This is a genomic window from Streptomyces sp. NBC_00400, from assembly GCF_036048035.1.
Lineage (GTDB): Bacteria > Actinomycetota > Actinomycetes > Streptomycetales > Streptomycetaceae > Streptomyces.
The window spans coordinates 2230126-2249436 of sequence record NZ_CP107940.1; the positions used below are offsets into that span (position 1 = coordinate 2230126).

At 71.2% G+C, this 19311-nt stretch carries 17 protein-coding genes; 5 read left to right on the forward strand and 12 right to left on the reverse strand.

The genetic code is table 11. From position 1 onward, the window contains the following. Positions 1–28: 28 nt before the first annotated feature. A complete protein-coding gene (gene ftsY / locus OHS81_RS09685; RefSeq protein ID WP_328384280.1) occupies positions 29–1258 on the reverse strand; it encodes a signal recognition particle-docking protein FtsY in 1230 nt (409 codons plus the stop codon). A 472-nt stretch (positions 1259–1730) separates the two neighbouring features. On the opposite strand from ftsY, the gene OHS81_RS09690 reads away from it, so the two are divergent. Together OHS81_RS09690 and OHS81_RS09695 are read left to right on the forward strand one after the other, a co-directional pair. Continuing rightward, positions 1731–3215, forward strand: coding sequence for a purine-cytosine permease family protein (locus OHS81_RS09690; RefSeq protein ID WP_328384282.1), 1485 nt, complete (start codon positions 1731–1733; stop codon positions 3213–3215). A 101-nt stretch (positions 3216–3316) separates the two neighbouring features. Beyond that, positions 3317–4339 (forward strand): LLM class flavin-dependent oxidoreductase, encoded by a 1023-nt coding sequence (locus OHS81_RS09695; protein WP_328384284.1) that lies wholly within the window; start codon positions 3317–3319, stop codon positions 4337–4339. A 67-nt stretch (positions 4340–4406) separates the two neighbouring features. Here OHS81_RS09695 and OHS81_RS09700 read toward each other — a convergent pair whose 3' ends face one another. Next, a complete protein-coding gene (locus OHS81_RS09700) occupies positions 4407–4709 on the reverse strand; it encodes a cupin domain-containing protein (RefSeq protein ID WP_328391015.1) in 303 nt (100 codons plus the stop codon). Between the two features lie 179 nt (positions 4710–4888). Here OHS81_RS09700 and OHS81_RS09705 point away from each other — a divergent pair, with 179 nt between their 5' ends. Next, positions 4889–5920, forward strand: a complete 1032-nt coding sequence (locus OHS81_RS09705) for a GlxA family transcriptional regulator (protein ID WP_328384286.1) — start codon at positions 4889–4891, stop codon at positions 5918–5920. A gap of 96 nt (positions 5921–6016) precedes the next feature. Here OHS81_RS09705 and OHS81_RS09710 read toward each other — a convergent pair whose 3' ends face one another. The 4 genes from OHS81_RS09710 to OHS81_RS09725 form a co-directional block, all read right to left on the reverse strand. Then, on the reverse strand, positions 6017–7435 hold the full coding sequence (locus OHS81_RS09710) for a sugar porter family MFS transporter (protein ID WP_328384288.1): 1419 nt from the start codon (positions 7433–7435) through the stop codon (positions 6017–6019). Between the two features lie 300 nt (positions 7436–7735). After that, positions 7736–11437 carry an AAA family ATPase gene (locus OHS81_RS09715; RefSeq protein WP_328384290.1) on the reverse strand — a complete coding sequence of 1234 codons (3702 nt, stop codon included), beginning with the start codon at positions 11435–11437 and terminating at the stop codon, positions 7736–7738. 300 nt (positions 11438–11737) lie between these two features. After that, complete coding sequence (locus OHS81_RS09720) at positions 11738–11941, reverse strand: hypothetical protein (RefSeq protein WP_006602857.1); 204 nt, start codon at positions 11939–11941, stop codon at positions 11738–11740. Positions 11942–12324: 383 nt separating this feature from the next. Then, positions 12325–12606: an acylphosphatase gene (locus OHS81_RS09725; protein WP_328384315.1), complete on the reverse strand. Its 282-nt coding sequence runs from the start codon at positions 12604–12606 to the stop codon at positions 12325–12327. A 178-nt stretch (positions 12607–12784) separates the two neighbouring features. Here OHS81_RS09725 and OHS81_RS09730 point away from each other — a divergent pair, with 178 nt between their 5' ends. Continuing rightward, positions 12785–13717, forward strand: a complete 933-nt coding sequence (locus OHS81_RS09730; RefSeq protein ID WP_443058672.1) for a CAP domain-containing protein — start codon at positions 12785–12787, stop codon at positions 13715–13717. A 224-nt stretch (positions 13718–13941) separates the two neighbouring features. Here the strand turns inward: OHS81_RS09730 and OHS81_RS09735 are convergent, their stop codons facing one another. Beyond that, positions 13942–14547, reverse strand: coding sequence for a flavodoxin family protein (locus tag OHS81_RS09735; protein ID WP_093491692.1), 606 nt, complete (start codon positions 14545–14547; stop codon positions 13942–13944). Positions 14548–14683: 136 nt separating this feature from the next. Here OHS81_RS09735 and OHS81_RS09740 point away from each other — a divergent pair, with 136 nt between their 5' ends. Further along, positions 14684–15109 (forward strand): winged helix-turn-helix transcriptional regulator, encoded by a 426-nt coding sequence (locus tag OHS81_RS09740; protein WP_328384319.1) that lies wholly within the window; start codon positions 14684–14686, stop codon positions 15107–15109. Positions 15110–15136: 27 nt separating this feature from the next. Here the strand turns inward: OHS81_RS09740 and mutM are convergent, their stop codons facing one another. From mutM to OHS81_RS09765, 5 genes are all read right to left on the reverse strand, one after another. Continuing rightward, positions 15137–16063 (reverse strand): bifunctional DNA-formamidopyrimidine glycosylase/DNA-(apurinic or apyrimidinic site) lyase, encoded by a 927-nt coding sequence (mutM, locus tag OHS81_RS09745; protein ID WP_328384321.1) that lies wholly within the window; start codon positions 16061–16063, stop codon positions 15137–15139. 167 nt (positions 16064–16230) lie between these two features. Then, positions 16231–17049, reverse strand: coding sequence for a ribonuclease III (rnc, locus tag OHS81_RS09750; protein ID WP_328384323.1), 819 nt, complete (start codon positions 17047–17049; stop codon positions 16231–16233). Positions 17050–17068: 19 nt separating this feature from the next. Further along, complete coding sequence (rpmF, locus tag OHS81_RS09755; protein WP_030087884.1) at positions 17069–17242, reverse strand: 50S ribosomal protein L32; 174 nt, start codon at positions 17240–17242, stop codon at positions 17069–17071. A 2-nt stretch (positions 17243–17244) separates the two neighbouring features. Continuing rightward, positions 17245–17874: a YceD family protein gene (locus OHS81_RS09760; RefSeq protein WP_443058839.1), complete on the reverse strand. Its 630-nt coding sequence runs from the start codon at positions 17872–17874 to the stop codon at positions 17245–17247. A 166-nt stretch (positions 17875–18040) separates the two neighbouring features. Then, entirely contained in the window at positions 18041–19189 is a 1149-nt protein-coding gene (locus OHS81_RS09765) for an ATP synthase F0 subunit B (RefSeq protein ID WP_328384328.1), read from the reverse strand. Positions 19190–19311 lie beyond the last annotated feature (122 nt).

Sequence of the window (19311 nt, forward strand, 5' to 3'; positions counted from 1 at the left end):
GTCCGGGGCGCGGCGGCCGGCGGCGGCCTCAGTCGATCAGGGCGTCGACGAAGGCCTCCGGCTCGAACGGCGCGAGGTCGTCCGCGCCCTCGCCCAGGCCGACGAGCTTGACGGGGACGCCGAGCTCGCGCTGGACGGCGACGATGATGCCGCCCTTGGCGGTGCCGTCGAGCTTGGTGAGCACCACCCCGGTGATGTCCACGACCTCGGCGAACACCCGGGCCTGGACCAGGCCGTTCTGGCCGGTGGTGGCGTCCAGGACGAGCAGCACCTCGCCGACCGGGCCGTGCTTCTCGACGACCCGCTTGACCTTGCCGAGCTCGTCCATCAGCCCGGTCTTGGTGTGCAGCCGGCCCGCGGTGTCGATCAGTACGACATCGGCGGCCTCGGTGATGCCTTCCTTCACCGCGTCGAAGGCGATCGAGGCGGGGTCGCCGCCCTCGGGTCCGCGGACCGTACGGGCACCGACCCGCTCGCCCCACGTCTGCAGCTGGTCGGCGGCCGCGGCGCGGAAGGTGTCGGCGGCGCCGAGGACCACGGACTTGCCGTCGGCGACCAGGACACGGGCGAGCTTGCCGGTGGTGGTGGTCTTGCCGGTGCCGTTGACGCCGACGACCATGACGACGCCGGGGATCTCGTCGCCGCCGTTGCCGATGCCATTGGCGGTGTGCACGGTGCGGTCGGCGTCCGTGCCGATGAGGGTGAGCAGTTCCTCGCGCAGCAGGGCGCGCAGTCCCTCGGGGGTGCGGGTGCCGAGGACCTTGACCCGCTCGCGCAGCCGCTCGACGAGCTCCTGGGTGGGAGCGACGCCGACGTCGGCGGTCAGCAGGGTGTCCTCGATCTCCTCCCAGGTCTCCTCGTCGAGGTGTTCCCGGGACAGCAGGGTCAGCAGGCCCTTGCCCAGGGTGTTCTGGGAGCGGGAGAGCCGGGCGCGCAGCCGGACCAGCCGTCCCGCGGTGGGCTCGGGGACCTCGATCCCGGGCGCGGCGGGCGCCTCGGGCTCGGCGGCCGGCGCCTCGGCCACGGGGGCCTCGGCGGTGGGCAGCGTGACTTCTTCGATGGTGCGACGCTCTTCGTCGCTGGGGGTCTCGGCCTCCTCGCCGACCTGCGGTTCGGCGGGGGGCGCGGTAACGGAGGGCTTCGGGGCGGCCGGCGGGGACGGCGGCAGCTGCTTCTTCTTGCGGCCGCTGACGACGAGCCCGCTGATCGCGCCGAGCACGACCACGGCGATGATGACGGCAAGGATGACGGTTTCCATAACCCCTCCAGTATCAGCCACGCCCCGCCCGTGGGGACCGCACGCGCCGAAGCCGCGGATGGCGGGAACCGGACGCTGCAGAGTGGCCGGAAAGGGGCGCCGAGAGGGTCGAGCGGGCCGGTGGCGAGACGCGGATCTCCTCGCCGGCCGATGCCCCGCAGGAGCGGCCGCGACGGGCCGGCCATCCGGTGGGCGGGGCGACGGACCGTACCGGGCCGGCGACGGACCGTACGGCCTCCGCCCCTGATCAGAAGCGCTCGACTGGACCGTTCGACGAAGGTGGGTGACACTCGTTCTCGTCGTGGAGTCCAACGGAGCGAATCGGCAGAAGTTGGATCAAAGTACGATGGTGAGCGGCCGCGCAACGCGCGTAGAGTCCTGGCAACCAATTCTGGCCAAGGCACCACAGCCGCTGCCTGCACCTCCTCCCCCGGGGGTGCCTCCAGATCCCCGCACGGAGATACCTGCACCAATGGGCACCACCACGTCCGCTTCCGCTCCCGCATCCGAAGGCACCGTCGAGACCCGCGGCATCGAGCCCGTCCCCGACCACGAACGCCAGGGCCGCGTCCGCGAGCTCTTCCCGACCTGGGTCGCCGCCAACATCAGCGTGTTGTTGCTCACCATGGGCGCCTCGCTCGTGGTGAGCAACGGGCTGAACTTCTGGCAGGTCCTGCTGGTGGCCGCGATCGCCGCCGCCGTCGCGTTCGGCATGGTGGGCGTGCTGTCGGTCTCGGGCAAGTGGGGCGGCGCCCCCGGCGCGATGCTCTCCCGGGCCGCGTTCGGCGTCCGCGGCAACTACTTCCCCGGCGCGATCCTGTGGGTCGCCCGCTTCGGCTGGGAAACGATCAATGCGGTCACCGGCGCCTACGCGGTGCTGACCGTGCTGCATCTGCTGCTGGGGATCGAGACGAACGACGTCCTCGTCGTCGTCACCCTGCTCGCGTTCGTGGCCGTCACCTACCTGGTGAGCGGCCTGGGCCGCAAGGCGCTCAACGTCTGCAACAAGTACTCGACGTACCTGTTCGGCCTGTTCAGCATCATGGTGCTGGTCTACCTGGTCGCCACGATGAACTGGGACGCCATCTTCGCCAAGAAGGCCGGGACCACCGCCATGGTGATCGCGGGCATCGGCACCATCGCGGCCGGCGGCATCAGCTGGGTGCCCACCGGCCCCGACTTCGCGCGCTACCTTCCGCACTCCACGTCCGGCAAGAAGATCGTCGGCACCACCGTCTCCGGCGCGGCCCTGGTGCTGCTGCCGATGGTGCTGATGGGCGGCGTGATGGCCGTCTCCAATCCGAAGCTGGCCGGCCAGAACACCGACCCGATGTCGTTCCTCGGCACCATCCTGCCGCCCTGGCTCGCGGTGCCCTACCTGGCCACCGCGCTGGTCGGCATGGTGCTGATCAACAGCCTGTCGATGTACTCCGCGGGCTTCACCGCCCAGACCATGGGCGTCAAGCTGCCGCGTGCCCTCGCGGTCAGCATCAATGCCGTCATCAGCCTGGTCGGCGGCCTGTTCATGATGCTGGTGGCCAAGGACTTCATCGGCCAGTTCATCGCCTTCCTGACGCTGCTCGCGGTCTCCTTCTCCGCCTGGATCGGCGTCTACGGCGTCGACATGGCCCGGCGGCGCAAGCGGGCGGTGCGCTATGACGCCGACAGCCTGATGAACACCGGCCGCACCAGCCGCTACTGGTACACCGGCGGCTTCTGCTGGCAGGCCATGACGGCCTGGGCGGCCGCGCTCGTCGCGGGACTGTGCTTCACCAAGGTCCAGTGGTTCGCCGGCCCGCTGGCCACCACCTGGATCGGCGAGAACGGCCTGGGCTGGGCGGCCACGATCGCGATCGCCGCGCTCGCCTTCGCCCTGCTGCCGGCACCCCGGGAGTCCGTCCCGGCGGCCGGGGCCGGCGACGCGGCCGGGGCCCGGCAGCCGGCCGAGGTGGGCTGACCCGGCCGCCGCGCCGCGGACCGGAACCGCCCCCTAGTGATCTGACGTAACGTCAGCTAGCGTCCCCTTCGCCAACCGCCTTGGCGAAGGGGACGTTTGCCATGTCTGCCCTGCCTGACCTGCCTGCGCAGCCCGGCCTGCCGGTCACCGTCCTGCGCATCAACCTCGTCGACCCCGCACCCACGCCCGCCGCGCTGTCCGCCCGCTACCGGGCCGCCGTCGAGATGGCCGCGTTCGCCGACGACCGCGGCCTGACCATGGTCCAGACCGAGGAGCACCACGCCACCACCAACGGCTGGATGCCCTCCCCGCTCACCTTCGCGGGCGCCGTCTTCGGCGCCACCCGCCGCATCGGCGTCACCGTCTCCGCACTGATCACCCCGCTGCACGACCCGCTGCGGCTGGCCGAAGACCTCGCCTCGCTCGACCTCCTCAGCGGCGGCCGGCTGGTCACCGTCGCCGGCCTCGGCTACCGGCCCGAGGAGTACGCGGCGCACGGGAAGGACTGGCGGGGCCGTGGCGCGCTCCAGGACGAGGTGCTGGAGACCCTGCTGTCCGCCTGGACCGGTGAACCGTTCGCCTACCGGGGGCGCACGGTCCAGGTCACCCCCCGCCCGTACACCCGGCCGCACCCGCTGCTGCTGATCGGCGGCAGCTCCCGCGCCGCCGCCCGGCGCGCGGCCCGCCTGGGGCTCCCGCTCTTCCCCAGTGCCCACCTTCCGGAACTGGAGGCCTACTACCACGAGCAGTGCACCGCCTTCGGCACCGGAGGCTGGGTGATGCAGCCGCCCGAACACACCTCGCTCCTCCACCTCTCCGAGGACCCGGACCGCACCTGGGCCGCGTACGGCGGCCATCTGCTGCACGAGGCCCGGATGTACGCCTCCTGGCAGTCCGCCGGCACCCGCTCCGCGGTGCGCTCGTCGGCCCGGGATGTCGCGGCGCTGCGCGAGGAGGGTGTCTACCGCATCGTCACCCCGGACGAGTGCCTGCGGCTCGCCCGGCGGGCGGACGCCCAGGGCTCGCTGATCCTGCACCCGCTGTGCGGCGGGATGCCCGTCGACGAGGGGTGGCGCTCGCTGCATCTGTTCGCCGAGGAGGTGCTGCCACACCTCAAGGGCTGACGGCCGGGGCCGGCCTCAAGGACTGACGGCCGGGAACGGCCTCAAGGACTGACGGCCGGGGCCGGGTTCAGCCTTCCGGGTAGAAGACGAAGAGGGTGCAGCCCACCGCCGTCTGCGGGACGTGCCAGGAGCCGGCCGGCGCATGGAGGAAGGACCCGGCCGGGTGGTCGCTGTCACCGTCGTGGAAGGTGCCCGCGACCACGAAGACCTCCTCGGGCCCGGGTGCGTGCACATCGATGCCCTCCCAGCAGCTGCCCGGATCCATCTCCAGCACCTGGGCCTTCGCCCCGTTGCCGCCGGTCCACAGCGGCCTGACCCGGATGCCGGGGAACAGCTCCTTGACCGGGGCGTCGTCCACCGACGTCCACACGTAGCCCGGGGTCCGGCCGGCTCCCCCTGCGCCCCGTCCGTGTTCCGCCCCTTGCCCGTCCGCGGCCGGGCCGGTAGCCGCATCCGCGGTCGTCTCGGTATCTCTCATGTCCCCACCCTCGCCGGACGGAAGGCATCCTCCCCAGTGTCAGAAATGACGTCCTGAGGTACTTTCCTGCCATGGCAGGATCGCCGCGGCACGCCCCGCAGCAGGACCCCGTACACCGTGTGGTGGCGCTGGTGCGCCCGCCCCAGCCGGTGTTCGAACTCGGCTGTGCCGCCGAAGTCTTCGGCACCCGGCGCCCCGGGCTGCCCGCCCGCTACGACTTCGGGGTGTGTACGCCACGGCCCGGCCCCGTACCGACGACGGCGGGCTACGACATGGTGGTGACCCGTGGCCTGTCGGCGCTGGAGACCGCGGACACCGTCGTCATCCCCGGCTGGACCCCGGCCGGGGAACCGCTCGCGCCCGCCACCCGCACGGCACTGCGGCGCGCGCATGCGCGGGGCGCCCGGCTGGTCAGCATCTGTTCCGGTGCCTTCGCGCTGGCACAGACCGGGCTGCTGGACGGCCGCCGGGCAACCACCCACTGGAATCTGGCGGCCACCCTCACGGAGCGTTTCCCCCGTATCGAGGTGGACCCCGCGGTGTTGTACATCGATCACGGCGACCTGGCGACCAGCGCGGGAGCGGCGGCCGGTGTGGACCTCTGTCTGCATCTCGTACGCCGCGACCACGGCGCGGCCCATGCCGCACGGATCGCCCGTCACATGGTCATGCCGCCGCACCGCGAAGGGGGCCAGACCCAGTACGCCGTGCCGTCCCCGGGGGAGGGCGGCGCCCCCTCCCCCGGCATGCGGCACTCACTGGCCCCGCTGCTGGAGTGGGTGACCGGCCGGCTGGCCGAGCCGGTTTCCGTCGAGGACATGGCCGGGCAGCTGCGGATCTCCCCGCGCACCCTCGCCCGGCGGTTCGCGGACCAGCTCGGCACCAGTCCCGGCCAGTGGCTGCTGGACCGTCGCCTCGGCGCCGCCCGGGCCCTGTTGGAGGAGAGCGATCTGCCCGTCGAAGCGGTCGCGCTGCGCGTCGGCCTGTCGTCGGCGGTCAACTTCCGCCGGCGCTTCCAGCGCGCGCTGCACACCACGCCGTCCGCGTACCGGCGGGCGTTCCGCGCGGCGGGCGGCGCGCCCCGGGCCGGCGACGGCGCCTGAGGCGCCGCGGCGCACCGGCACAAAAAACGGGTACTGCCCGGGGTCCCTGATGACCCGGGGCAGTACCCAGTACTGAGGAGACGGACTGGCGGGGGGTTAGCCCATCTCCTCCAACGCCTTGCCCTTGGTCTCCTTGACGTACTTCAGCACGAAGGGGATCGAGAGCAGAGCGAAGACTGCGTAGATGACGTATGTACCCGAGAGGTTCCAGTCCGAAAGGCTCGGGAAGCTGGCCGTGATGGCCCAGTTGGCGATCCACTGCGCGGAGGCGGCGACGCCCAGCGCGGCAGCGCGGATCTTGTTCGGGAACATCTCACCGAGGAAGACCCACACCACGACGCCCCAGGAGAGGGCGAAGAAGAGCACGAAGACATGGGCGGCGATCAGGGCCACGGTGCCTTCGGTGGCCGGCAGGGTGCCGGCCGCGGTCTTGGCGGAGAAGGCCCACGCCTCCAGGCCGAGCGCGATGGCCATACCGGCCGAGCCGACCAGTGCCAGCGGGCGGCGGCCGATCCGGTCGACGAAGATCATCGCGATCACGGTGCCGATGATGTTGATGATCGACGTCGTGAAGCTGTAGAAGAACGACGCACTCGGGTCGATGCCGACGGACTGCCACAGCGCCGAGGAGTAGTAGAACGCGACGTTGATGCCGACCAGCTGCTGGAAGACCGACAGTCCGATGCCGACCCAGACGATCGGCAGGAAGCCGAACTTGCTGCCGAGCAGGTCCTTGAACGACGCCTTGTGCTCGCGGCGCATCGCGTCCTCGATCTCCACGACCCGCTTGTCGAGGTCCACGGTCTTGCCCTCGACCTCGGCAAGCACCTCCTTGGCCCGGGAGACCTTGCCGACGGAGATCAGGTACCGCGGCGACTCGGGGATCGCGAAGGAGAGCAGACCGTAGAGCACGGCCGGGACGACCATCACGCCGAGCATCCACTGCCAGGCCTCCAGGCCGGCGATGACGCCCCGCTGCTTGCCGTCCGCGAGGTTGAGGATGCCCCAGTTGACGAGCTGGGAGATGGCGATGCCGACGACGATCGCGGCCTGCTGGAACGAGCCGAGACGGCCGCGGTAGGCGGACGGCGAGACCTCGGCGATATAGGCCGGGCCGATGACCGAGGCCATACCGATGGCGAAGCCGCCGATGATCCGCCAGAAGGCGAGGTCCCAGAGGGCGAACGGAAGAGCGGAACCGACGGCGCTGATGGTGAACAGCACCGAGGCGATCTGCATCACGCGGATACGGCCGATGCGGTCCGCGATCCGGCCCGCGGTGGCGGCGCCGATGGCACAGCCGATCAGCGCGATGGCGATCACCTGGGCGAGTACGGCGGAACCGACCTCGTAGCGGCCACGGATCGCCTCGACGGCACCATTGATGACAGAGCTGTCATAGCCGAAGAGAAAGCCGCCCATTGCGGCAGCCGCGGTGATGAAGATGACATGGCCGAGATGTTCGGGATGGGCCTTGCGGCCTTCCGAACCCGTCGGCTGCGCGGTGCTGGTCAACGTGAACTCCAGTGGCCCGGCTGCGCTGCCGGGTTAGGGGGCTGGCCCTACAAGTGGTGCATAGGTTGGGGGCACCCACCACTTGAAGGTAAAAGCGACGTTGCAGAGACTATGCCTTCAAGTTTCGAAGTCAATAGGCCGAGATGAATTTGTTTCTCGACCACTCGAGAGGCAGTTCGTTCAAGTTCTGAACTGATGCAGTGTCGGACACTCCGGGCGATCAAAGACCACTCCGAGGTGGGCCACGGCAGACGCCGATTCCGGGCGATATCACCCCGTCCGGCGCGGGCGCTCCCGCGCTCAGTGCAGCCGCTGGCTGATGACCTTGGTGACGCCGTCCCCCTGCATCGATACCCCGTAAAGGGCGTCCGCGACCTCCATCGTCCGCTTCTGATGCGTGATCACGATCAGCTGGGAGCTCTCCTGCAGCTCCTCCATGATCCCGATCAGCCGCTGCAGATTGGTGTCGTCCAGGGCGGCCTCCACCTCGTCCATCACATAGAACGGGCTGGGCCGCGCCTTGAAGATCGACACCAGCAGCGCCACCGCGGTCAGCGACCGCTCACCACCGGACAGCAGCGACAGCCGCTTGACCTTCTTCCCCGGCGGGCGCGCCTCCACCTCCACGCCGGTCGCCAGCATGTCGTCCGGATCGGTCAGCACCAACCGCCCCTCGCCACCCGGGAAGAGCCGCGCGAAGACGCCCTCGAACTCGCGCGCGGTGTCGCGGTAGGCCTCGGTGAAGACCTGCTCCACCCGCTCGTCGACCTCCTTGACCACCTGCATCAGATCGGCGCGGGTCTTCTTCAAGTCTTCAAGCTGCTCGCTGAGGAACTTGTGCCGCTCCTCCAATGCGGCGAACTCCTCCAATGCCAGCGGATTCACCTTCCCGAGCTGCTGATACGCCCGCTCGGCCGCCCTGAGCCGTTTTTCCTGCTCGGCCCGTACGTAGGGCACCGGCTGGTGGCGCGGATGCTCCGGATCGTCCGGAAGCACCTCGCCGTCGGCGGCCGGCGACGGCGGGACCAGCTGCTCGGGGCCGTACTCGGACATCAGGCCGGCCGGCTCCACCCCCAGCTCCTCCAGCGCCTTGGTCTCCAGCTGCTCGATCCGCAGCCGCTTCTCCGCGCCCAGCACCTCGCCGCGGTGCATCGAGTCCGTCAGCTTGTCCAGCTCGGACTTCACCTCCCGGCCCTGGTTGCGCTCGGCCACCAGCGCCTGCTCCCGCTCGGCCTTGGCCCGCTCCGCCGTGCCCCGCTCCTCCTCGGCCCGTACGGCCGACACCTCGGCATGCGCCAGCAGCTGCCGGGCACCGGCGGCGACCGCCCCGGCCACCTGCGCCTCGTGCCGCAGCCGTGCGCGCCGCCGCTCGGCCCGCAGCCGCGCCTCGCGTTCGGCGCGCGCCCCCCGGTCCAGCGCATCCGCCCGTCCGGCGAGCGCCTTGACCCGCTCCTCGTGCGTCCGCGCCTGGAGCCGGGCCTCCATCTCGGTCTGCCGCGCATTGGCACCGTCGGCAGCCAGCCGGTCCCGCGCCGAGGTATCGGGCTCCTCGTCGCCGACGCCCGGCTCCTCCTCGGCCACCGCAAGGCGTTCGGCCAGCTCCTCGGCCTCCTCGGTGGCCCGCGCCAGCGCCTCCTCGGCCTTGGCGGCCGCCGCACCGGCCCGCTCGGCCTCCCCCGCGGCCGCCCGCGCCTGCCCGCCGAGCCGGCCGAGGTCCCCGGCGACCTTCGACTTCTCCCGGTCCGCCGCCCGCCACCGTCCGGCCAGCTCCTCCACCAGCGCGGCACACTCCGTACGGCGTTCCGCCGCGGCCCGCTGCGCCCGTGCCAACTCCTCGCAGCGCGCCGCCAGCTCCTCCAGCTCGGCGGCCGCCTCGTCGACGGAGGCCTGTACCTCCAGCAGGCTCGGCGCACCGGCGGAGCCGCCGTGCGCGAAATGCGCCCCGAGCAGATCGCCCTCACCGGTCACCGCCGTCAGCTCCGGCCGCGCGGCCAACAGCTCCTCGGCGTCCTCCAGCGTCCCGACCACCACGACGTCCTGCAGCAGCCGGGCCACGGCGGCCGACAACTCCGCGGGTCCCCGCACCAGTTCCTCCGCCGGTACGGGCCCGGAACGGGGCCCGGGAACGCGGTGCCCGGCGGGCTCGGCGGCGCCCGGTGCCGCGGCCGCGCCCCCCGCCGGCACCCGAACGGCGGCCTCAGCGGCCTCCGAGGCCCCGGTGATGTCCCCGGCCTCCGCCGCCCGCGCGGGCGCAGGCACCCGCCCCGGACCCCGTCGGCCCCCGCTTCCCCCCAGCACCATCGCCGCCCGCCCCGCGTCCTGGGTGCGCAGCAGCCGGATGGCCTCGGCGGCGGTGTCCGGTCCGGTGACGGCCAGGGCGTCCGCGGCCACGCCGAGGGCGGCCGCCACCGGGATCTCGAAACCGGGGGTGACGGTCAGCAGTTCCGCCGCCGGACCGAGCAGGCCGGTGAGCTGGCCGGCGGCGGCCAGCAGCGCACCGGTGCCATCCTTGCGGCGCAGTCCCAGCGCCAGTGCGTCATGCCGTGCGGCGGTCGCGGCCCGTTCGCGCTCGGCCGTGCTCAGCGCCTCACGCGCGACGGACAGCGCGGACTCCGCCTCCGCCAGGTCGTGGCGGGCCGTCTCGTGCCGCTCGGCGATCTCCTGGTCATCCGCGTCCAGCCCGTCGACCTCGGCCTTGAGCTGTTCGTACTCCTCCTGGGCGGTGGCCGCCCGGCGCCGGGCGTCGTCCCTGGCCTCGGCCAGCCGGCCGATCTCCGCCTGCGCCGAGGCGGCCCGGCCACGGGCGGCGGTGACCTGTCCGCTCAGCCGGGCCAGGCCCTCGCGGCGGTCGGCGATGGCCCGGGCGGCGTCCCGCAGCCGTCGCTCCTCGTCCGCCAATTGCCGCTCCAGTTCGGCACGGTGTTCGACGGTGTCCTCCAGCGCCCGGCTCGCCGCCTCCAGCGCGGCCGTCAACTCCGCCTCCTGCTCGCGGATCCGCGCCGCCTCGCGCTCCATGTCCTCGGGGTCGCGCCCGTGCCGCTCCTCCGGCGGGGCCGCCGAAGCGCTCTTGACCCGTGCCTCGGCCAGCGAGATCGTGCCGCGCACCCGCTCCGCAAGCTGGGAGAGCTCATGCCAGGTCTGCTGGGCGCGCTGCACCCGCGGCGTCAGGGTGCGCACCTCCTCCTCCAGCGCCGCCTCGCGCTGCTGGGCGGTGCGCAGCCGGTCCTCGGCGGCCTGCTTGCGCTCCTTGAGCGCCGCCTCGTCCGCGATCTCGGCGCGCAGCGCCCGGCGCAGGGTGACAAGGTCGTCGGCGAGCAGCCGCAGCCGGGCGTCCCGCAGGTCCGCCTGGATGACGGCGGCGCGCCGGGCGACCGCGGCCTGCCGCCCCAGCGGCTTGAGCTGGCGCCGCAGCTCATCGGTCAGATCCTGGACGCGGGCGAGGTTGGCCTTCATCGCGTCGAGCTTCCGCAGCGCCTTTTCCTTGCGCTTGCGGTGCTTGAGGACACCGGCCGCTTCCTCGATGAACGCCCGGCGCCCCATCGGGTCGGCATGCAGGACGGAGTCGAGCTGGCCCTGTCCGACGATGACGTGCATCTCCCGGCCGATACCGGAATCGGAGAGCAATTCCTGGATGTCCAGCAGCCGGCAGGTGTCTCCGTTGATCTGGTATTCGCTGCCGCCGTTGCGGAACATGATCCGGGTCAGGGTGACTTCGGCGTATTCGATCGGCAGTGCACCGTCGGCGTTGTCGATGGTGAGCGAGACCTCGGCACGGCCGAGCGGCGGCCGCCCGGTCGTCCCGGCGAAGATGACGTCCTCCATCTTCCCGCCGCGCAGCGACTTGGCTCCCTGCTCGCCCATGACCCAGGACAGCGCGTCCACCACATTGGACTTGCCGGAGCCGTTCGGGCCCACGACGCAGGTGATGCCCGGCTCGAACCGGAGCGTCGTGGCGGAGGCGAAGGACTTGAAACCTCGCAGGGTCAGACTCTTGAGATGCACGCCGTGGGACTCTACCGGCCGCCCATCGGGGGACGACCCCCAACATTCCGGCGCCGATCACCCACCCCGTACGGTCCCGGGTATACCGCACCGTTCATTTTCGGTTTCATTGCCGAAAGCGCAGGGCACATCATGCGGTAAGGGAGGGGCGGCACGGCTGAAGTGGCCGGAAGGTCCGAATAGGCCGGACAACGCAAGAGCCGGAAACGACGAAGGGACGCCGAAGCGTCCCTTGCAGATCTTGAAGAGAGCGGTGCCTCAAGCGGCTGGCGAGCAGCCCTACCGGCCCTGAGGTTGGGGTCAGGTGAGCGCGGGCTCCGCCTGGGGTACGTCGATGTCGAGCATCGAGTCGTCGCGACGTGCGGCAGCGGACAGCATGTCGTTTTCGGCCTGCATCCGAATAAGTTCGGATTCAAGGTCTTGGACGCGCTGCTGAAGCCGTCGCATCTCGGAGAGGACTCGGGGGTCGGAGCCGCCGACGTAACCGAGAAGCGCCTTTGCCATGATGGATGGTCCTCCACAATGAGTGACCGACCGAAGCGGTGTGGGTCGTGAGGGATTCGCACCCGCGGTGCTTGTCATTCTCTGCGTGTACTCAATGCCAAACAGCTAAGGTGCGCGGGGATTCCAGAGTCTCACCAAACGGTTTGACGGTCAACACGATCACGCCCCGTATCCTCGGGCACCTGAGAGTGCGCGGCCGCGAGGGCGCTGCGCCGACTCCCCAGAAAGGTCCCGCGGGGGCGTGGAGATCATCCGTACAGCGGCAGCCTTGCACGGGTCAGCCGGATTGGCAACCACCAGGCCTTATCTCCTGTGAGCAGCTGACAAGGACGCCTCTGCAAGATCGCGTGTGACCGCCGTACGGACGGTTCCGGCCGACCCGCTCAGCGGATTTCGAAGCCGTCGTAACCGCCGCGGGGCGTGTCCCATATCTCAGTGACTCCGTCGACCCGCCCGGGCGTGTCTCCGGTGCGGAGCCAGTCCAGCAGCGCGTCGCAGTGATCCTTCGGGCCCTCGGCGACCACCTGGACACGGCCGTCACCGAGATTGACCGCAAATCCGGCGAGTTCGCCGATGCGAAGGGCGTTGGCCCGGGTGAACCAACGGAACCCGACGCCTTGGACCTGACCACGCACCCAGGCGGTCACACGGACATCTTCGTTCATGTGTGCACGTTAACTGGCCAATTGCTCAGCAGTCACTTCTGCCCTTCCGTCATCGCGTACAGTCCACCGGCAAGCGAGGCTCACTCTTATGGGTGAGCCATCTTGACGCAAGGAAGGCTGTGCGGCGGTAGCCGCTCCAGTGGAGCCGGTGCTTGCACCGGGGTAAGGAAGACAGTGGATGGGCCGCCATCGACGCTCTGCTCCCCCAGCCCCCGATGCCCCCGGTGCAGGGCCTGTTGACGCATCGCCGACAGGACACCCCGGCCCGTCGGCCGTGGACCTGCGCCGCGGACATCGCGCGGACCGGCGCCGCGGGCGGGCCCCCGTACGCACCGGACTGCTCGGCGCCTCCGCCGTAGTGGCGATGGGGGCCGTCGCGGTCGCCTCCGGACTGATCCCGGGCCACGGCCAGTTCGACGGGGGGACCGACGGCGACCGGGGAGACCGGGTACGGGCCGGCGCGTTGCCGGAGGCCACCGAGCCGCCGGTCGGCGGGTCGGTGGCCCCGTCCGACCGCGCCACGGAACAGGCCAGTCGCGGCAGCGCCCGCGCCACCGCCCCCGGCACCGGCCGCCCCTCCTCCCCCACCACCCCGTCGACCTCCCCCTCTCCGCACCGGACGGCCGCCTCCCCCGCCGGCAAGTCCGGGACCCGCCGGTCCACCGGGCCCGCCGACCGGTCGTCCTCGGCCGCACCCGAACGCAGCGCGGCTCCGTCGAAGGCCACCGATACCCAGTCGTCCGCCGAGACCCAGGTTCTGTCCCTGGTCAACCAGGAGCGCGACCGGGCCGGCTGCTCCCCCGTCACGGCGGACAAGGAACTGGCGGGGCTCGCCCAGCAGTTCAGTGACGACATGGCCCGGCGTGGCTTCTTCGACCACACCGACCCGGACGGGGACACGCCCTGGGACCGCGCCCGTGACGCGGGCATCGACGACCTGGGCGGCGAGAACATAGCCCGCGGCCAGGCCACCGCCCAGTCCGTGATGGACTCCTGGATGAACAGCCCCGGCCACCGCGCCAACATCCTCAACTGCGATTACAAGACCCTCGGCGTCGGCGCCCATGTCGGGCCGGGCGGCCCGTGGTGGACACAGGACTTCGGCTTCTGAGGCCCGGCCGGACGACGGCACCCGGCCGGGGCGGGACAACCCCGAAGGCATGAAACGCCCGCGCCGCCCCGTGACGGATCACGGGGCGGCGCGGGCTTCTCGCGTGCGGGAGAGCCGCGGGCTTGCGGACCTCGCGGGTGTCTCGCGTACCGGGGGCCGCGGCTTTGCGGACCTCGGGGTGTCGTGCGCGGGGGGACCGCAGGGCCTGCGTCCCCCCGCACTGGTCAGGCGGCGACGGCGGCGCGGCCCGCGGCGAAGATGCGGGCCTGCTCGGCGATACGGCGTCCGAGGTGTTCAGCGGTGGCGATATCGGCCTTGTGGACCGCCTCCGCGCCCTGGTCGTTGTCGGACTGGGCGCCGGCCCCGAGGAAGAAGCCGAGCCGGTTGAGGTCGTTCTCCGAGGCGGTGGAGGAGTTCCAGCCGGGGAGCAGGTTGAGGCTGACCCAGCTCATGCCGTGCTGGGCGGCGAGCACCGTGAAGAACTGCAGGGTGTGCAGCTTGTCCCCGCTCTTGGAGGCGGAGTTGGTGAAGCCGGCCGCGAGCTTGTCCTGCCAGGCACGGGTGGCCCAGCGCTTGGCGGTCGCCTCGGCAAAGGTGTGGAACGCCCCGGAGGCCGTCCCCATGTAGGTCGGGGAACCGAAGACGATCGCGTCGGAGGCATCGAGCTGATCCCACTGGGCCTCGGTGATCTCGTCGACCTTGATCAGGTGGACGGTGGCCCCCGCCCCGGCGGCGGCGGCGCGGACGGCCTCGGCCAGTACGGCGGTGTGGCCGAAGCCGGAGTGGTAGGCGACGGAGACGACGGGGGCGGGCAGGGCGGAGCTGGTCACGACGGTTTCTCCTCAGGGTCAACGGCACCCCGGGACGGTCGGTGCCCGGGGCGTCGGGTGTGATGGGAAAAGAGAAGCACTAACTTTTAGAAAGCGCAATCCATTAGTTAGCGCTGTGTGCGGGTATGGTGTCGGTATGGCGAGCGAGAACCCTGCCGAGACGACCGAGGAGCCGCCCTCCGGCTGTGCGGACGATCTGGCCTATGACGTTTTCGCGCGCGACTGTCCCTCCCGTGACGCGCTCAAGCACGTCACCGACCGGTGGGGCAGCCTGACGCTGGGCGCGCTGCTCGACGGCACCTTCCGCTTCAACGAACTGCGGCGCCGGGTCCAAGGGGTGAGCGAAAAGATGCTGGCCCAGACCCTGCACGCACTGGAACGGGACGGACTCGTCCACCGCGAGGCCCAGCAGACCAACCCGCCGCGGGTGGATTACGCGCTGACACCGCTGGGCCACCAGGTCGCCCACCAGCTGCAGCTGCTGATCGCCCTGGTGGAGGACCGGATGCCGCAGGTGCTCCAGGCCCGGGAGCGCTATGACGCCCGGCACCCCGCGGGCTGAGCCGGCGACCGCGCCGGCCTGCCGGGATCAGCCGCGCGGCGGCCGCTGGCAGCGGGGGCAGAAGTAGCTGGAACGGTTCATCCAGGGACGGCGGCGGATCGGGGTACCGCAGCGGCGGCAGGGTTCGTCCTCGCGGCCGTAGGCGTCCAGGGAGCGGTCGAAGTAGCCGGACTCCCCGTTGACGTTGACATAGAGGCTGTCGAAGCTGGTGCCGCCGACGGCGAGCGCGGCATCCATCACCTCCCGTACGTGGCCGAGCAGTTCGGCGGTGCGCGGGCGGGTGAAGGTGGCGGTCGGCCGCTCGTAGTGGAGCTTGCTGCGCCACAGCGCCTCGTCCGCGTAGATGTTGCCGACGCCGCTGATCAGCGTCTGGTCGAGCAACGCCCGTTTGACGGTGGTCCGGCGGCGGCGCAGTGCGTCGTGGAAGGCGGCGTCGTCGAAGGCCGCATCGAGCGGGTCGCGGGCGATATGGGCGATGGCGTCGGGCAGGTGGTCCGCATCGCCGGGGACGGTGTCGTGCAGCGAGAGACCACCGAAGGTGCGCTGGTCGACGAAGCGGAGTTCGGTGCCGAGGTCGTCGGCGAAGCGGAGCCGGATCCGCAGATGCTTCTCGTCCGGGGCGTCCTGCGGCTGGACGAGCAACTGGCCGCTCATCCCCAGGTGGGCGAGGATCGCCAGGCCGTGGGTGACGGACGGCGTGACCATCGGCGGGAGGCCTTCGGCGGCGGTCTGTGCGGCCGGGCCCCCGCCGGTCACCGGGAGCCAGAGGTACTTGCCACGCCGGCGTGCCGCCCCGAGTTGCAGACCCATGAGCCGGGCCGCGAAATCGGCCGCACCGGCCGTGTGCCGGCGGATCGCGCGCGGATGCCGCACCTCGACCTCGTCGATCGTGCGGCCGCTGACCCAGCGCTCCAGTCCGCGGCGTACGACCTCGACCTCGGGCAGCTCGGGCACCGGACTCCTCGGGACGACTGGGGGACGACAGCCGCAGCGTACCTCTCCCCTCCGGGGCCCAGGGGCCCGCCCGGCACCGTGCACGGGGCTCCGGGCAAGAAGGACCCCCGGTGCGCCGAAGCACAACGGGGGTGGGGTGCCGCGCCGCAACGGCGTGCGCCGTACGGCTAGCCGGCGGTGTCTTCCGAAACGGTCTCGGCGGGCTCTGCCGCCTTGGCCGCTTCGGCCGCCTTGGCCGCCTCGTCCGCCGCGGCGCGGATCTCGCGCCACGCGGATTCGGCCGCCTGCTGCTCGGCTTCCTTCTTGCTGCGGCCGGTGCCGGTGCCGTACGAGACACCACCGACGCGGGCGGCAGCAGTAAAGGTCTTCTCGTGGTCCGGTCCGGTCTCCGTGACCAGGTACTCCGGAACGCCAAGACCCTCGGTCGCAGTGAGCTCCTGGAGGCTGGTCTTCCAGTCCAGGCCCGCGCCCAGGCTGGAGGACTTCTCGATGAGCGGGTCGAAGAGCCGGTGCACCAGCTCGCCGGCCGCATCGAGGCCCTGGTCGAGATAGACCGCGCCGATCACCGCTTCCAGGGTGTCGGCGAGGATGGATGCCTTGTCCCGGCCGCCCGTGCCCTCTTCGCCCCGTCCGAGGCGGATGAAGGCGCCGAGGTCGAGGCCGCGGCCCACCTCGGCAAGCGCACGCGAGTTGACCACCGCGGCCCGGAGCTTGGCCAACTGGCCTTCCGGCAGATCGGGGTGGATGCGGTACAGCGTGTCCGTGACCACCAGGCCGAGCACCGAATCCCCGAGGAATTCGAGCCGCTCGTTGGTGGGCAGACCGCCGTTCTCGTATGCGTACGAGCGGTGTGTCAGCGCACGCACCAGAAGGGCGGACTCGAGCTTGTACCCGAGCCGCCCTTCCAGAAGCGTGTGGGACGAGGCCGTGTCCGCCGGAGTCGGTTCATCCCCGCGTTTGCGGGAAGTCGAATTGGCGTCTGACATGAAGCCTGTCACCAGCCGCTCAGACCTCGAGGACCTGGCGCTTGTTGTAGGTGCCGCAGCTGGGGCACGCGATGTGCTGCAGCTTCGGCTCGTGGCAGCTAGCGCATGCCACCAGGGTGGGGACCGCAGCCTTCCACTGCGACCGGCGGTGGCGCGTGTTGCTGCGCGACATCTTCCGCTTCGGAACAGCCACGGCTACTTCTCCTGCTTCTCGTCGACGCCCGCTTCGGCGCCGCCCATGTTGTCCTTCTCGCCGTCCTTGACGGTCCCGGCGAGTCCCTGCAGTGCCGCCCAACGGATGTCGACGGCGTCGTGGTGGTGGTCCGGGTCGTCCGCCAGCCGCACTCCGCAATCGGAGCACAGGCCGGGGCAGTCGTCCTGGCACACCGGCTGCATCGGCAGTGCAAGCACCACCGCGTCACGCAGCACGGGTTCGAGGTCGAACAGGTCGTCCTCGAGGAAGAGGGTGTCCTCCTCGTCCTCGGCGTCGTCGCCGGCGTCCTCACGGACCCTGGCGTCGGCGTCGGGGTAGGCGAACATCTCCTGGAAGTCCGCGTCGAGCTCTCGCTCCAGCGGCTCCAGACACCTTACGCACTCCCCCTTCACGGTTGCACGGCCGGTGCCTGTGACAAGCACCCCGTCCATGACCGATTCCAGGCGGAGGTCGAGCTCGACCGGTGCGCCCTCGGGCACACCGATGACCTCATTGCCGAGGTCCCGGGGGGCCTCGACGGAGCGGGAGGCCCTCTTCAGCGCACCGGGACGCCGGCCCAGCTCGCGTGTGTCGAACACGAGAGGGGAACGGTGGTCGAGGCGGGCGTTGATGGCTTCCTGCTTTCTGTGGGTTTTCCGGGCCGTCCGTATTCCTGCTGGACAGGATTCGGGCAGCAGAGATCGCGGAGATACGCGCGACCGAAGAGCCAGGATACTGGACGGGCCCCGATAGGCCCAATCCGCTCCCGGCCCCTCCCCGGCCCGCGAGCGGGGCCGCCTACTGGCGCCCCTCTTCGTACGCCCGGAGCTGGTCCAGGTCGATCATGCTGGTGTCGAAGAGGCTGGTCTCGTCCAGGGCGCCGGGCTGCGCGGGGTGGCCGTGCGGAGGCTGCTGGGGCTGCTGGGGCACCTGCTGCTGGAGGTAGGCGTTCGGGTCGTAGCCCTGCTGCTGTGCCTGCTGCCAGTCGTAGCCGTACGGGTCCTGGTGCGGGGCGTACGGGACCTCCTGCGGCTGCTGATAGCCGTAGACGTCCTGCTGCTGGTAGACCGCCGGGTCGGTGTAGTAGCCCTGCTGCTGGAGCTGGGGCTGGAGGGGCTGCTGGTGCTCCTGGACCTGGGGCTGGGGTTGCGCCTGGGGCATGGGAGGTGCCTGGGGCATCGGGGGCGCCTGGGGCGGCTGCTGTTCCTGCTCGGCGCCGATGCCCGCCAGACCGGCGAGATAGTCGGCGTCGGCCTGATGACCGGTCTGCGGGTCACCCTGCGCGGCCAGGTGAAGGCCCAGCTCATCGATCGCACGGGCCCCCTGGAGCTTGTCGCGGCCCCGGCCGACCGCCTCCAGCGTCTTGGTCAGTACGGCCTGGAACGCCCCGAACTTGGCGTCCACATAGGCGTCGGCGCGCTGCCGCAGGGTCTCCGGGTCGGCACTGCGCTCCGGGGGCTGCGTGCCGTCCTCGTCCGGGTACTCCTGCTCGCCCTGCCCGGGGCCGCGGCCGAGCAGCTTCTCGCGGCCGCGGTCGACGGATCCGATGGTCTTGGTCAGCACGACCTCGAAGTTGGCGAGCTTGCTGTCGACGTAGTCGTCGGCCTCGGCGCGGATCTCCTCCGCCTCCCGGCGGGCCTCCGCGAGGATCCGGTCCGCCTCGTCCTGGGACTGCCGGGCGACCTCGGTGTCGGAGATCAGCGATCCGCGCTGGGCGTGCGCGGTCTCGATGATCCGCTCCGCCTCGGCCCGGGCCTGCTCGACCATCTGCTCCCGCCCGCCGAGCAGCTCCTGCGCCTGCGCGAGGGAGCCGGGGAGCGCCGCCCGCACCTCCTCCAGCATGGCAAGCAGCTCGGCGCGGTTGACCACGCACGAGGCCGACATGGGCATGGACCGGGCACCGCCGACGGTCGCGACGATGTCGTCGAGCTTCTTCTGCACGTCCACCTTGGACTCGCCACTCTCTGAAGGGGTTGGAACGACGGAACGGGACGACTGTACGTCCACGGCCCCTTTCCCCGACACCAACTGACGCCCCGTCAGCCGGGCATCGGGCCGGTGCGCCCGGC

Excerpts from the sequence above, each read along its gene's own strand:
- ftsY (WP_328384280.1), bottom strand. The coding sequence starts at position 1,258 with ATGGAAACCGTCATCCTTGCCGTCATCATCGCCGTGGTCGTGCTCGGC.
- OHS81_RS09690 (WP_328384282.1), top strand. The coding sequence starts at position 1,731 with ATGGGCACCACCACGTCCGCTTCCGCTCCCGCATCCGAAGGCACCGTC.
- OHS81_RS09695 (WP_328384284.1), top strand. The coding sequence starts at position 3,317 with ATGTCTGCCCTGCCTGACCTGCCTGCGCAGCCCGGCCTGCCGGTCACC.
- OHS81_RS09705 (WP_328384286.1), top strand. The coding sequence starts at position 4,889 with ATGGCAGGATCGCCGCGGCACGCCCCGCAGCAGGACCCCGTACACCGT.
- OHS81_RS09720 (WP_006602857.1), bottom strand. The coding sequence starts at position 11,941 with ATGGCAAAGGCGCTTCTCGGTTACGTCGGCGGCTCCGACCCCCGAGTC.
- OHS81_RS09725 (WP_328384315.1), bottom strand. The coding sequence starts at position 12,606 with ATGAACGAAGATGTCCGTGTGACCGCCTGGGTGCGTGGTCAGGTCCAA.
- OHS81_RS09730 (WP_443058672.1), top strand. The coding sequence starts at position 12,785 with ATGGGCCGCCATCGACGCTCTGCTCCCCCAGCCCCCGATGCCCCCGGT.
- OHS81_RS09740 (WP_328384319.1), top strand. The coding sequence starts at position 14,684 with ATGGCGAGCGAGAACCCTGCCGAGACGACCGAGGAGCCGCCCTCCGGC.
- rnc (WP_328384323.1), bottom strand. The coding sequence starts at position 17,049 with ATGTCAGACGCCAATTCGACTTCCCGCAAACGCGGGGATGAACCGACT.